This is a genomic window from Acidimicrobiales bacterium (genome assembly GCA_035533095.1).
Taxonomy (GTDB): Bacteria; Actinomycetota; Acidimicrobiia; order Acidimicrobiales; family Palsa-688; genus DATLUM01.
The window spans coordinates 16,453-30,804 of sequence record DATLUM010000100.1; the positions used below are offsets into that span (position 1 = coordinate 16,453).

At 64.8% G+C, this 14,352-nt stretch carries 9 protein-coding genes and 2 tRNA genes; 7 read left to right on the plus strand and 4 right to left on the minus strand.

The annotated features are described in order from the left end of the window. Positions 1-16: 16 nt before the first annotated feature. The 3 genes from VNF71_12580 to VNF71_12590 form a co-directional block, all read right to left on the minus strand. Positions 17-3,058, minus strand: a complete 3,042-nt coding sequence (locus VNF71_12580) for a hypothetical protein (protein ID HVA75388.1) — start codon at positions 3,056-3,058, stop codon at positions 17-19. Positions 3,059-3,225: 167 nt separating this feature from the next. Further along, positions 3,226-4,404, minus strand: coding sequence for a CaiB/BaiF CoA-transferase family protein (locus tag VNF71_12585; protein HVA75389.1), 1,179 nt, complete (start codon positions 4,402-4,404; stop codon positions 3,226-3,228). Positions 4,405-4,557: 153 nt separating this feature from the next. Continuing rightward, on the minus strand, positions 4,558-5,052 hold the full coding sequence (locus tag VNF71_12590) for a hypothetical protein (GenBank protein ID HVA75390.1): 495 nt from the start codon (positions 5,050-5,052) through the stop codon (positions 4,558-4,560). 74 nt (positions 5,053-5,126) lie between these two features. Between VNF71_12590 and VNF71_12595 the strand changes: the two genes are divergently transcribed. Next, positions 5,127-5,200, plus strand: a tRNA-Ala gene (locus VNF71_12595). Positions 5,201-5,341: 141 nt separating this feature from the next. Beyond that, positions 5,342-5,881 carry a hypothetical protein gene (locus tag VNF71_12600; protein ID HVA75391.1) on the plus strand — a complete coding sequence of 180 codons (540 nt, stop codon included), beginning with the start codon at positions 5,342-5,344 and terminating at the stop codon, positions 5,879-5,881. Positions 5,882-5,960: 79 nt separating this feature from the next. On the opposite strand, the gene VNF71_12605 is transcribed toward VNF71_12600, so the two are convergent. Next, the gene (locus VNF71_12605; GenBank protein ID HVA75392.1) at positions 5,961-7,094 is read right to left on the minus strand and encodes a site-specific integrase; all 1,134 of its coding nucleotides are present in this window, start codon (positions 7,092-7,094) and stop codon (positions 5,961-5,963) included. Between the two features lie 315 nt (positions 7,095-7,409). Here VNF71_12605 and VNF71_12610 point away from each other — a divergent pair, with 315 nt between their 5' ends. The 5 genes from VNF71_12610 to VNF71_12630 all read left to right on the plus strand — a co-directional run bounded on the left by VNF71_12610 (position 7,410) and on the right by VNF71_12630 (position 14,345). Next, positions 7,410-7,622, plus strand: a complete 213-nt coding sequence (locus VNF71_12610; GenBank protein ID HVA75393.1) for a helix-turn-helix domain-containing protein — start codon at positions 7,410-7,412, stop codon at positions 7,620-7,622. Continuing rightward, positions 7,619-7,954 carry a hypothetical protein gene (locus tag VNF71_12615; protein ID HVA75394.1) on the plus strand — a complete coding sequence of 112 codons (336 nt, stop codon included), beginning with the start codon at positions 7,619-7,621 and terminating at the stop codon, positions 7,952-7,954. Before VNF71_12610 ends, VNF71_12615 begins: the two co-directional genes overlap by 4 nt. A gap of 98 nt (positions 7,955-8,052) precedes the next feature. Continuing rightward, positions 8,053-10,911: a MobF family relaxase gene (mobF, locus tag VNF71_12620; protein ID HVA75395.1), complete on the plus strand. Its 2,859-nt coding sequence runs from the start codon at positions 8,053-8,055 to the stop codon at positions 10,909-10,911. Positions 10,912-11,888: 977 nt separating this feature from the next. Continuing rightward, positions 11,889-12,704, plus strand: a complete 816-nt coding sequence (locus tag VNF71_12625; protein ID HVA75396.1) for a hypothetical protein — start codon at positions 11,889-11,891, stop codon at positions 12,702-12,704. 1,568 nt (positions 12,705-14,272) lie between these two features. Next, positions 14,273-14,345: transfer RNA gene (locus VNF71_12630), tRNA-Ser, on the plus strand. Positions 14,346-14,352 lie beyond the last annotated feature (7 nt).

The following is a 14,352-nucleotide window of genomic DNA, read 5'->3' on the forward strand; positions in this document are numbered from 1 at the left end:
GGAAATGTTGGCGCAGCTATGCGCCTGCGGAGGTCGCTATCGCGACGACGGGCTGGTTCAGCGGGTGATTGCCTTCGTCGCCGTAGAAGGGCGCGTCCCCGAAGTTGAAGACGCTGCCATTCGACGCGGTCAACCAGTAGCCGCCAGTTGCGGGGTCTACCGCCATTCCGACTATGGGAGCGAATGTCTCCCCCGCCGCGGAACCCTGAAAGATCGCTCCGGGTCCGAAGTTGAATATGCCCCCGTCCCGAGCGACCATGTAGTAGCCACCCTCGGGAGTCTCAGCCATACCGACGACAGGCTGGTTGAGTTGCGTTCCTCCTTCGGACCCGTAGAACGTTGCGCCTGGGCCGAAGTTGAAGATGCCGCCGTCGGAAGCAACGAGGTAGTAGCCACCTTGGGGTGTGGCCGCCATCCCCACGATTGGCTTGTTGAGGTGGGTGCCGCCTTCGGAGCCCCAGAACGGAGCCCCGAAGTTGAAAATGCCGCCGTCGGAGGCGACCAGCCAGTAGCCACCGGTCACGGGATCGACGGCCATTCCAACCACCGGGGCGTTGAGTCGCATGCTACCCGTCGACCCGTAGAAGGGGGCGCCGCCGAAGGTGAACACGCCGCCGTCCGAGGCGACCATGTAGTAGCCGCCGTTAGCCGCGTCCGACATGCCGACAATCGGCTTGTTCAGGTGTGCCCCGCCTTCGGAACCTTCATAGGGCGCGCCGCCGTGGGTGAATAGCCCGCCGTCGGAGGCGACCAGCCAGTAGCCGCTCTGCACGACCTCCACGTCGAACACTGTTCCGGGGAGTCCGGTTGCGGACACCGAGATTTGGAACCCGCCGCCGGTCGAGCCCGCAACCAACTCGGATGCGACCGCGTAACCGGACGAGTCGGTGGTGGAGACGCACTGGGTCTGGGTGGAGCCGGCCCCGCTGCATCCCGAGAAGGCTGCCCCACCCATAGTGTCGGGCGCCGCGAAGGTCACGGGGATTCCGGCGACCCCGTTGCCGTACGCATCAGTGACCTGCGCGATGAGCGGGCTCGCGAAGGGGTTGTAGACAAGGGCGCTCTGGCCGTCGCCCAGCACCGCCTGCATAGCCACGGCCGGGCCTGGCGTGATGGCGAAGGTATTGCTCGATACCGGAGCCGTATCCACGCTCGTCGACTCGGCGAATGTGTAGCTGCCGTTCGCCAGTGTGGGATTGGTGACGCCGGTTGTGTTGACCGTGACCGTGTCGACACCCGCGATCGTCGATCCTGCGAGCCCGATCGTCACCGAGTTGCCGGACGGGGAAACGGATACGGTGTTCACGGTTGCTTTGTGCCCGTTCGTGACGCTGATCGCGTAGGCCCCTGTCCCCGTCGGGAAGCCGGTGCCTGAAGGGCCGGCGAGGTTGACCGAGCAGGTCGGCTGGCAGGCCCCGTTCGAACTGGTCGAGAACGAAATCGAATAGCTCGCCGTCGCTCCCGCCAGCGAGGTGGACGGGACGACCGCGCCACCGGTCAGGGAGACCACGTTCTGCAGGTGGAAGCTTGTCGAGACGCCGGAGACCGAGGCGGACACGAGATAGCTCCCGGGTGTCGAGTTGGCGGTGAGAGGCACGGATGCAGCTGTTCCGTCAGTACCGGTCGTCTCGGTATCAGACGTCTGGCCCGATGAGAAGGTGGCCGATGCGCCGCTCGCAGGCGCTGTGAACGTGACCGAGGCGTTGGGGATGGCGTTGCCGCCCTGGTCTGTTAGCCGGATGTCGAGGGTCTGCGGGAAGGTCTGGTTGATCGCCGCTGTCTGGGGAGTGCCCGAGACGACCGTGAGTAGCGCCACTGCGCCCACGACGATTGGGTAGGCGGGGCTCGCCGCCACCCCGTCCTCGCTCGTCGACTCGTAGATCGAATATGAGCTGGAGACGACCGTCGGATTGGTCACTCCCTGGACAGTCACCGTGACGAGAGTCGATGCGGGGACCGCGGACCCGAGTGTCAGCACAGCCTCTGAAGGTGCCGGCAGGTCCACGGCCGAGGGCGAGACCGACGTGGCACCGGACCCGACACTGTAGCTGGACGCCCCGGTCGGAAGGATGGTCCCGGTTGGCATGTCCAAGGTGATGGTCTGGCCCGACACCAGTGCGCCCGTCGACGACGTGGTGAACGGAACTGAGTAGATGACATTCTGCGCGCCCTCGACCGAAGAAGGATCGAGGGTCACGGTGCCCGGTTGGACCGTATTGGACGTATTCAGTAGTGGGAATGTCGCGCTGTACGTGATATTGGACGTCGTCACCGACGCCGTGACGTCGTACCCGCCCGCGGTGGCATTGGCCGTCGGCGGATCACCTGCGGCGATGCCGTCCGACCCAGTCGGGACCGTCTCGGAACTACTGCCGCCGCTGAACGTCGCCGTGGCACACGAGCTTCCGCCGGAGCAGGTCGGGGCCGAGAACACCACATCGATGCCCGCGCCTTCGGCATTGCCGTACCCGTCGCGGAGGATCACCACGAGAGGGTCGTGGAAGGTGGTCCCTACCTGCGCTGTCTGGTTGGCTCCTGATACCACCGAGACACTGGCCACGGCCGCCGGGGTGATCGAGTAGACGTTGGTGGTCGGCACGGCAGAGGTGTCAGCCGAGGTGCTCTCGAGAACGGAATTGCCCGTGGAAGTCGCGGTCGGGTTCTTGACCCCGGCGATCTGCGCCGTGACCGACGCTCCAGCGCCCACGGTTGAGACGCCAAGGGTGACCTTGACGGAGGATCCGCTCGGCGTCGCGCTGGTTACTACCACGGGGCCACTGCTCGCGCTCACTGTGTAGTTGCCGCAGGACACGCTGCAACTCGGAAACACCGTCCCCGCCGGGGCCGAGAATGTGATGGTGGACCCGAGTGAGAGACCGCCCGTAGCCGACGTGTGGAACGTAAGCGTGTAGTCCGTGGTGTTGCCGGCGGTAGTGTCGCCGGGCTTCACGGTTCCCGGCGTCACAGAGGTGGCCGCGCCGGCCGCCGGAGCGGCCATGACCGCACTCGGGAGCCCGATGAGGACAAGGCCGGTTGCAGCCGACCTCGCGATTCGCATGAACCGAGCCACCCTTGGGATACCGCCCCTGATCATGCGAGCGCTATTCGCCGCGGGCACGGACGTCACCTTCTGACCTGATCCGTTGACGCAGCCTCCGATAGCCTACGGATCAGACGAACCCGGGCAATTGCGAAGTGACGGCTGATGGAGACATCCGACCGCGATCAGGTCACGCCGGCGTCGGAGAGCTCGCTGATCTGCTCCCAGGTGTAGCCGACCTCGAGGAGCACTTCCTCGGTGTGCTGGCCGAGCTCGGGCGTCTCGGCAACCGCCCGCGCTGGTGTCTCGCTGAAGCGAACCGGCGACCCTGGAACGATCGACTCGCCCTGGCTGCCTTCCGCTCTCACGAGATAGCCGTTCTCCCACACGCCGGGGTCGGCCACCACCTGCGAGTGATCGCGCACCGGTGCGTGACGCATACCCGCGGCAGCGAGGCGTTGGCACCACTCTGAGGTCGTCCGCTCGCAGAAAGCTTCGTCGAGGAGAGGGAACAGCCTCGCCTTGTCCTGCTCGGAGTAGAGCGGCTGAGGGAACTGCTCGGCCAGGTCCGGCCGGCCGACCAACCGGTAGAACTCCTCTCGGACGGACCCGACGATCCCGACTACCGCGATCCAGCCGTCCGCCGTCTTGAAGATGCCGTAGAGCCCCGGTATCAGGGGATGGCCGCCGTTGGACGGCCCGGCAACAGACCCGGTCATCAGGAAGGCCGTGTACTCGCTCGCCTGCGCCCATATCTGCCCACCGAGGAGCGAGACGTCGACCCGCTGACCCCTGCCGGTACGGGTGCGGGCGAGAAGCGCGGCGAGTATGCCCCCAACCATGTTCTGGCACGCGATGTGGTCGGCGATAGTGGCCCCGATCGGCGAGGGGTCGCCGTCGGCGCGCCCGATCGTGCTGATGATCCCGCCGGCTGCCTGACCGCTGAGATCCGCTCCTTCCCGCGTGGCGTCGGGTCCTACAGGGCCAAAGGACGACCCCGTGGCGTAGACCACGCTGGGATTCCTGGCGGACACGTCCTCGTAGCCGAGCCCCCAGGCCTCCATCGTTCCCGGCTTGAAGTTGGTGATGACCACATCGGCCGTGTCTGCAATCCGGAGGAAGGCGTCCCTACCCGCGGGGGATCGCATGTCGAGCGTTACGCTGCGCTTCCCGCGGTTGCAGGCGGTGAAGTACGCCGAGCGCGTGTCTCCTTGTGCCACTGGCAGCCAGCGACTCTGGTCTCCGAAACCGGGCAGCTCGACCTTGATCACCTCGGCACCCCAGTCGTGCAGCATCGCGGCGGCCTGCGGACCCTGCACCAGGAGTCCCGCTTCCACGACGCGAAGCCCGTCGAGCGCGCCCATCGGACCGCGCAGCTCAGAACAGCAGCCGCTCGTGCGCGGCGCGCTCCTTAAGCAACTCGTCACGGTGGTTCATCCGGTTCCTCCCTTCCGCGTCGATGCCGCGGCCTCGTTGCGGATCATAGGCCGAGCCTGGCGCTGTCCCTCGGGCGGAGGTTAGTGACCGTCGCCCTGCTGCTGGTCCTTGCAGTTGGCGTCTGACCACTGTTGCAGCTGTCGGAAGACGTAACCCATGTCGTCGAGGGACTTCCTGACCGACGACGGGACCCTGTCCGCGTCGAGCTCGTCCTGGGTCGCCCCGGTGCTCGCCCACGTCGCCATGGTCTTGAGGTCGGCGGCCAGGCGCACAACCAACTGACGAACGCCTGGCCCTTGCGGAGCTCCTTCTCGCAGCAGCGCAGCCGCCTTGGCAGCCGACCGGGCGAGATCCGTCCGGACGGCTCCGAGGGTCTTGTCGAGGCCCACCGCCTGCGCGGTGGAGTTGAGGTCGGCCAGGTTGGTGCAGAAGTCGTTCGCGGTGACCGTTGGCAAGTCTTCGGCTGCCACCGAATGCGCGCCGCTGGGCGGCAGCGACGTGGAGCCGCGCCCGCACCCTCCACCTAGCAGGGGTATCACGACCATCGCCAGCGCGGCAGTACGGCGCAACGACACGACGCTTTGGTTCGACGCCCCCCGGCCGAGTCCTGTCGCAGCGCCGGCTCGCCTACGCTGGTTACCCGGTCCTCGGGGACGTAGCTCAGTTGGCTAGAGCACCTGCTTTGCAAGCAGGGGGTCGTCGGTTCGAATCCGATCGTCTCCACTCCGAAAACATTTAGCTCTAGCTGGGGTTTCCCCTGCCTAGGGGGCTGTGGATAAATGTCGGTGCTCTCCTGGCGTGCGCGATTCGTGCGCGAACGAAAACGCTCAGGGCTCGTCGCGGTGGCCCTTATGGTTGGATTCCGTGTGGGCGTTCACCGACGAAAGCGAGCGGTCGGGCGTCATGCTGCTCGCCGTGGTGATCCTCGATCCGGGGGAGGTCGAAGGTGCCCGCAAGGTGTTACGGAGACTCTTGCTCCCAGGCCAGCGTCGGGTTCATACGGCCAAGGAGTCGCCGCGGCGACGCCGGGCGGTCCTGGGCACTGTCGCACGGATCGACGGACTTTCCGCAGCCGTCCTGCGCTACCGGCGGCCCGCGGGAGTCGGCCGCGTATCGGCGCGCCGGCTGCTCTTGCAAGCGGCGTGCGGCCTCGCGGTGGGTTCTGGCGTCACTTCTTGGGTACTCGACGACCAGGACGAATCACAACGGTTACGCGATCGTGCGGCCAGCGCTCAGGCGCTCGCTGGCGTCGACAGACATCTACACCCGGTTTACGACCATCACAGCGCGCCGGCGGAGCCCTTGTTGTGGGCCGCGGACGCGGTGTGCTGGGCGGTCGGCGCCGGCGCGGAATGGCAGGCACGCATCGCCGGGATCCTTACTGTCCGTGATCTTCGGCCCTGACGCGCAACACCCGGCTACTCACCGTCCGGAGAGCACGCCGGGTGCACTTCCCGCCGCTACTGCAGCGAGCACTACCAGGTTACCTGCCAGTGCCGGACCTGCGCTCGTCGATATGGATGACCTCCGCCTGCATGTGGAGCTCCGAGAGCGCTGCGGCGAGAACCCTGTCACGATCCTCCGTGGCGTGCTGGTAGATGAGGGCAGCTCGCGGACTGGCATGACCGGCCCGGCGCATGAGTTCTGCCAGCGTGGCGCCGGTGGCAGCCGTCCAGGTCAGACCGGAGTGCCGGAGGTCGTGGAAATGAAGTGCGATACCCACCGCCTTCGTAGCCGGCTTCCAGACCCGTCTGGTGAAGTTGCTTCGGCGGAGGTACCCCTTTCCATCCGGTGCAGGGAAGACGAGCGCGTCCGAACCCGGACCGACGTACTTGGCGAGGTGCTCCGTCACCTCAGGGAGAACGTGCGGCGGGACTGTCACTGTCCGCTGGCCAGCCTTCGTCTTCGGGGGTCCGAGTTGGCGCAGGCCGTTAGCTGTCTCGGTGAGCGTCTCGTTCACCTCGACAACGCCATGGATCGGGTCGATCCGCCGACGCGTCAGCGCCGCCAGCTCCCCAAATCTCAGCGAGCACCAAGCGGCCAGCAGCACCATCGTCCGGTACTGAGGGGTAACGGCGTCGGCAAGAGCCTCGACCTCGGCGATGGTAGCGACAGGTCGCTCTGCCGCGTGTTCAGCAGCTGCGCCCTTGATCTGACACGGGTTGGCGAGAATCCTGCGGTCTTCGACTGCCGAGCCGAAGATCGTCTTGAGCAGCCGGTAGGCCTTCGGGGCGATGGCGTTGTGCTCGTGATCCAGCTCGTCGTGCCACGCACGGATCCGGGCGACGGTCATGTCAGCCAGGTTCACATCACGAAACGTCGGCACCACATGATGATCCAGTAGGTACGAGTAGAGCTCGCGCGTGCGAGGTCGAAGGTTCGGGCGATGCTCTAGCCACGCTGTTGCGTAAACGCCGACGGTCTCTTTGCCCGCCGATGGCGCGATCCAGCCACCCTTGAGGATGTTGGCTTCCACGGTGCTCAGCCAGGCATACGCCTCCCCCTTGGTAGCGAACGTCTGGTCGGCGAGGTGGCGGTCCGCGAGGTGCCAGTAGCTGGCTTGGTAGCGGCCGGAGGGGAGTCGGCGTACTGAGCCGAAGTGGCGGCGGGCGGGCATGTGAGCACCTCCAGGGCGTGTGGCGACACCGCGTTGGAGGAGGCTCTTTGGGCGTCCGCCGGCCGGGCAGAGCCTCGAGCCGGGCCGGGATCGGCCGCTAGTGCTGATCGTAGCCGGCGCGTGTGTCGGTGGGGGAACGTCGGCGCGTCCCGACCTGGGTGATCCGGCCCGGAAATGACACTCGTCTGGATCTAGGTGAGGGAGGTCTTCTCACTGTGATCGCTCGCCCGATGGACAGCTGTGCTCCAGATGGCCCTTTACGAACACAGGCGGTCGGTATGTGACGTCTCGATGCCCATGGGGGTGGAGGTGTAGATGGCGCTTGAGGATCTGCCGGAGTTTCTGACTGTCGAGGAGGCGGCGGAGGTGTTGCGGATCAGTCGCACCTCGGCGTATTTGCTCACCCAGCGCTGGCGCTACACGCGTGGCCAGAGCGGGCTGCCGGTGCAACGACTTGGCCGGCTGTTGAGGGTGCCGCGTCCCCAGGCGATCGAGCGGATGGCTGTCTCTCCTGGGGACGCGGCGTGAACGGCGAGCCGTTGTACCGGTGGGCGGCTACCGATGTGCTCGAGGCGGTGGTCGACGTCGAGATGGCTGTGTTCTTGGGCCATCCATTCACCAAGGACCAGGCGCTGCTGGCGTTGGCCGCGCGGCGCGAGTTGGAGGACCGGATGCGCCGGCACCGTTGGCTTGCGATGGAGACCGCCCGCAAGGTCGGCGCCTCCTGGGCGGAGATCGGCGTGGCTGCCGGCATGGCTCCTCACGACGCCCGCCGGCTGTACGAGGCGACGTTGGCCGGCCAGAAGGCTTTCGGTTACGCGGAGGCGCACCGGGCCGATCCCGGCGTCCCGGAGCTGTAGCCGATGTCCGACGGCGCACACGAGCGGGTGATGGCCAACACCCGACTCACCCACCGAACGCTTTCAATGTCAGGCACCTGCATCACTTCCTCTATCACTTGCCCATCGACCACACCGCGCTTCTCCTCTTCATCCCATCTGCCTTTCAGCCGACGGCAGACACCTCTGCACCGGGGGTGCCCGGGCTGGGCCTCGCCGGTGATGGTGAGCGCCCGATGATGGGCTTGGCGAAGATCGCCCCCGACGGCTGGGCGTATTACGCCAAGGAGATCGCCGCGGGTGTGGAGGACTATTTCGTCGGCCACGGCGAGGAGACAGGCCGTTGGATCGGCCGGGGCACGATGGCGATGGGCCTGTCAGGCGAGGTCGATGGCGAGGGGCTGTCCCGGTTGTTCGGCCAGGGCTTGCACCCTCTCACGGGGGCCGCGTTGGGCCGCCCTTTCGGTATCGACAAGAACACCGTCGCCGGGTACGCGCTGTCGTTCTCACCGCCGAAATCGGTGTCTGTGCTGTGGGCCCTGGCGGCTTCGGAGGTGTCATCGCAGGTCCGCGAGGCGCACGACGCGGCGGTGGATTCGGCGTTGGAGTTCCTCCAGGATCACGCTGCGTTCTGCCGGCGCGGGCACGGCGGGGCAACCCAAGAGGCCACCGCCGGCTATGTCGGGGCGGTGTTCGTGCACCGCACGTCTCGTGCCGGGGACCCGCAGTTGCACAGTCATGTCCTGGTCGCGAACAAGGTTCAAGCGGTCTCGGATGGGCGGTGGCTTTCGGTCGACGGGCGTGAGCTTTACGAGGTGCAGAAGGCTGCCGGGATGCTGTACAAAGCCGCTCTTCGAGCCGAGCTCACGACGCGTCTTGGGGTCGCCTGGGGCGAGATCGACGACAACGGCGGCGCCGAGATCACCGGTGTCCCCGAGGATCTGATCCGGGAGTTCTCGAAGCGCCGGGCCCAGGTCGAAGCGGCCGCGGGCCGCCTGGCCGGGGAGAAAGAAGCGACCCTGGGAAGGTCACTGACCGGCGACGAACGAGCGGCGGTGTTCCAGTTGGCCGCGTACCAATCCAGGGCCGCCAAGCGCAGAGACGGTGGGGAGACGACGGCTCAGTTGCGGGAGCGTTGGCGGACCGAAGCGACCGCCGCCGGGCACGCCCCGGAGGGTTGGTTGGGACAGGGTTTCGGTCGGCGTACGGTCACCGGACGCGAGGCCGCCCTGTCCCGCCTCGGCCTGCGACCCTCGATGGAACTCGTGTTGGTGGAGGCGATCGACCACCTCGAGCGGTCCCATTCGACGTGGGGGCGAGCCCAGGCCGTCGAGGTTTTGTCCGTCATACTCCCGGTGCACAAGGCCGGCAGTGCGGAGGAGGTCCGCGAGGTGGTCGAGGCGGCCGCGGAGCGGCTGTTGGCCCACCCTGACGTGGTGCGGTTGACTTGCCCGGACCGCCCTGATGCCCGCCACGGCGGGACCCGTTACAGCACCTGGTGGACCCTGCAAACCGAACAGGCCGTCCTCGATGTCGTAGAGGCCGGACGCACCGCCGGTGTCGCGGTCGCACCCACCTACCGGGCGCTGTCCCGAACCAGCCTGGGCGATGACCAAGCGGATGCGGTGCGGCGGGTCTGCGCCGGCGGGGAACGGGTCGCCGTGCTCGTCGGGCCGGCCGGGTCAGGCAAGTCGCGCACCCTCGATGTTGCCCGCCGAGCCTGGGAGCAGACCGGTGTCGCGGTCCGGGGCGTGGCCCCCTCCGCGGTCGCCGCGGGGGTGCTCAAAGAGCAGGCCGGGATCGCCTCCGACACTCTGGCCAAGTTCCTCTCGGACGTCGGCAGCGGGCGCACCAGGTTGCAGGCGGGTGAGGTCGTCGTGTGCGATGAGGCGTCGATGGTCTCCACCCGAGACCTCGCCCGCCTCGTGCTGCTCGCGGATGCCTCCGACGCCAAGATCGTCCTGGTTGGAGACCACTACCAGCTCGGCTCGGTCGAAGCCGGCGGCCTGTTCCGCCTGCTCGCCACCGATGCCAAGACAGCCGAGCTGACAGGGGTGCGCCGCTTCAGTGACCCCTGGGAAGCCCAAGCAACCCGGCGGCTGCGGGCCGGCGATACCGCTGTCATCGGCGAGTACACCCAGCGTGACCGGGTCCGCTCCGGTGACCGTGACCAAGCGGTCGATGCCGCACACCAGGCGTGGCGGGACGCTCGCGACCGGGGCCGGTCGGTCGTAGTGATGGCCGCCGATCATGACAGCGTCGACCAGCTCGCCATGCGAGCCAGAGCCCAACGCGTCGCCGCCGGAGAGGTCGAACCCGAAGGGATCAACGTCGGCAACCACACCGTCGGGGTCGGCGATGAGATCGTCACCACCAGAAACGACCGCCGCCTGGTCACGACAACTGGGGCGTGGGTCCGAAACGGTGACCGCTGGCAAATCACCAACAGAACCCGGGAGGGGTCTTTGCAGCTTTCCTCTCTAGAAGGGCGCGGCAAGGTCACCCTCCCGGGCAACTACGTCCAGGACCACGTCGCCCTCGCCTATGCCGTCACCGTCCACCAAGGGCAAGGAATCACCGTCGACCAAGGCGTGCTCGTCATCGACCGGGCCACCAGCGCGGAGCACCTCTACGTCGGCATGACCAGAGGCCGCCACCACAACCTCGCCTGCGTCATCACTGAACCCCCCGGCGACGAACACACCCGCCGAAACCCGCCCGTCCCCAACGAGATCCTCGCCGCCGCCCTACGGCGCACCAGCGCCGAGAAATCGGCCACCGAAACCGTCAGAGAAGAACTCGACCAGCCACCACGCCGGCCCCCGGACGACCCTCGGGAGGCGATCATCGAGGGCCTGCGACAAGCCCAACAACACAGCTACCACCAGACCATCCGCCGCCAGGCCCGACCCCAGGCGAACCCGTTCCCGAACCACAACTCGGCTCCCACCATCACCATCGACGGGCCCTTGCTATGACCGACTGGGTAATGGCACTTACCTGGCGGCCCGGTCCAGGAGCCGTCTGGTGCCTCATTGGATGCCAACGCGACCATCGCCGGCCCACGATGTGATCGGGCGTGAACCCGAAAGCCTGTCCTAGCCAAATGACACAAAAGGTGTGAATTCACATGGCTCCAATAAACAGATATCTCCTTCTAGAGTCACCGATCAAGAGCTAAATCCTTGACATTCGAAACGACCAAGCTTACGGTCATCATATGAGACGTGGGGCGGTCTTGGGTGTTCTCGCATGCCTAGGCCTATCCACCCTCGTTCAAGGTCTTGCCGCCTTAAATCCACCAGCCGCCGGTGCGACTACGTGCCCTCAGGGTCTGTGTATCAATGGCAATATCGCCACTCAAGTCCAACATCGGGCGACTGTATACCTAATATTTTGGGGATCCTATTGGTCTAATGACAATGGAGACGTAGCTGCAGTCACCAACCTCTATGGCGCCGTTCACGGGTCGGCCTGGCAGGGAATACTTGGTCAGTATCAGGTATATGGAAACCCATCGGTCGGAGGAACCGTGATCGATGGTTCGAAGCTGCCACACGATGTTTCGGCTAGCGCGCTTTACAACGAGGTCACTTATTGGGCGCAGGCATTTGGGTGGGCCCCTGGTCAGGACGTTCAGTACATCGTCTTCAATCCCCCAGGCCAAGGAAGTAGTTTCCTAAACAACGGAGGGCTTTGTGGTAGGCACTCAGACCAGAGCGGCTACATCTTTTCTGACATTGCCGATTACTCTTCCACTCCGGAAAACTGTGGTGGAGCTAACGCTACCCAAGCGATCACCTTAGTCTCGTCACACGAATATGCGGAGGCGGCGACGGACCCTTATCTCGGCACAGGCTGGACAGGCGCGTGCGGTGGCTCCTGCGAGGTAGGTGATGGGCCCGCGAACAATGTCTGTAACCTCGTTGCAGGGCCAACGATAGGTGGATCCTTGGTGCAAGAAATATGGGATAACGCTTCCCAAGCTTGTCAAGGAGCCAGCACCCAAGGTGGTATGGCGTCGCGCATCGTTGGTTGGGCTGTGAGCTCCTCGCACGGGGGATATTGGAACGTAGGGAGTGATGGCAGCATTTTCTACTATGACGGTGCACCCTTCGAAGGCACCCTTCGAGGCACCCACCTGAACGCACCGATTGTTGGGATGGCTGGAACTCCTGACGGAAATGGCTACTGGCTCGTGGGGGCTGATGGCGGCGTGTTTAACTTTGGGGACGCGGCCTTCTACGGATCAAAAGCTGGCCAGCCTCTAAACAAGCCCATCGTCGGCATAGCTTCGTCGATCGACGGCCGCGGATACTGGCTTGTAGGCGCCGACGGTGGCCTCTTCAATTTTGGAGATGCTGGGTATTATGGATCTTTGCCGGGCGAGGGTATTACTCCGAACGGTGCAATCGTCGGTATCGATCGAACACTCAACTCGGCCGGATATTGGATGGTTGGTACGGATGGCGGAGTCTTCAACTTTGGGAGCGCGGTCTACTATGGTTCGCTTCCCGGCTCGGGGATTCACCCCAATGCTCCGATCTCTGGAATGTTTCCCACATCCGATAGTGCAGGATATTGGATAGGCGGCCAGGACGGCGGAGTATTCAACTACGGCGACGCCGCCTTCGAAGGAGCCGCTGGGTCCTATCCAGCTCAGCGCACCATTGTGGGCATATTCAATACTGGTGGTGATGCTGCCTATGCCTTTGTGGCGAACGACCAGACTGCATACGACTATGGGACAGCGAGCCTTATCCCCAACTAAATGTGGGGAGATCGGCTAGGAGGGGATCCTAGTGACTGACCGAGGAGTTCCGCTACGGCCAACACCGAGGGCGAGGCTAATGATCGCAAGTATCGCGGGGGTGCTGTGTGCCCTTGCGGTCGCGGCTTACCTAATATTCGTGTCTGCTTTCAGTACGCAGGGAAGCCACGCTCAGTTGGTGGTCGGCGATTCTCCGACATCGTCGGTTGTCGCCACTTCCGTACCTGCCACGTCGGAGTCCACGAGCACGCTGCCGACGACTTCAACGACTACTACGCTGCCTACTTCCACGACCACTCCGACGACGACTACAACGACCCCTCCGGTACCAACAGGGCCACCGGCAATCGCGGTGGGACCTGGAGATAGCGGTAGAACGATCACCGTAGAACCTGGGCAGATGGTTCGGGTAAGCCTTCCCGTTCCGGCATCTGCGAGCGCGACCGGCTGGAAAGATCCCGCCTTTTCACATGACGGAATAGTGACCCTTGTCAGTAACGCTGCGGATGCGAATGGGGACCGTAACTTCGTTCTCCAGGGCGCTGGGCCTGGGAACACCGAGGTCGTTGTCAGCGAAAATTGTCAGGTCCCCGGTGGTATGTGTACCGGCTGGTTCATGAACATATCTGTAGTGTCTGCGTCTGGGCAGTAGTAACTACTAGTAGTAGTAGTAACTATTTCCGCCTACTGCTTGATTACTACGATGATTCGGGCGAGGGCCGCTGCGCACCCGCCGGCCGAGCAAGGATACTCCTGTCCAATTGTCGCTCTTCCTGGACGCAGCGCGCGAAAGGCAACCCAACCATTTTGGGCCTTCTGATTGGGCGGCCAAGGGATCACCTTCACGACAGAGGGATCAGACGAGCGGGGTTGGTCACGCGATCCCGGAATGGCTTCGACTCCGATGTTTGTTCCGACGCGGACGGAAAGAAGCCTGGGATTAGCTGAAGGAGCAGGAAAGGTGACTCGGTCTAGGACTGACAGCTTTGTCGACGAGGAAGAACATGAGCAAGCGACCAGAGTAAGTAGAGTCGCAACCGCGGTAACAGCACCTCGGGGTAGGGGCCTTCGATTCATTCCGGCACTTACTCGCTCTCAGATCTCTCCAAAGGTAACACGAGACGCCCCAGACCTACTGACGTCAGTCAGACAACCAGATGAAGCGACAATCGTCTCATGAATGATCGCTCGCTAGGGACTCGTCTTATACTCAGAGCGGGACCACTCACCTCGCCGCTGACAAGCCTGGGACGCTGTCGGCGTATCACAATGGGCCAGCCACAAGCGGGGTGGATCCGACGACTGCCCGACCCGCGCCATGACGACGGTGATGCGTTAACCGGAGCGGGAGGTCCGGGCGCCGAAGCATCGCTCAGAACGTCTTTCCGGCCGCTCGGAATTGGGCGCCGGCTGGCCCCCGGAAGCGACCCCAAGCTGGGGGCCAGAAACAGGGTCGTGCGTGCGCGATTCGTGCGCGATCGTGCGCGAATCAGTCGTCAAACGGCGTAACTGGCCGGGACGGCTCAGCACCTAAAAGTCCTGTTCAAGGGCATAATTTCCACTGCGCCGTAGGCTGTGGATAAGTGCCGAACCTGCTTTGCAAGCAGGGGGTCGTCGGTTCGAATCCGATCGTCTCCACCACCCGCTC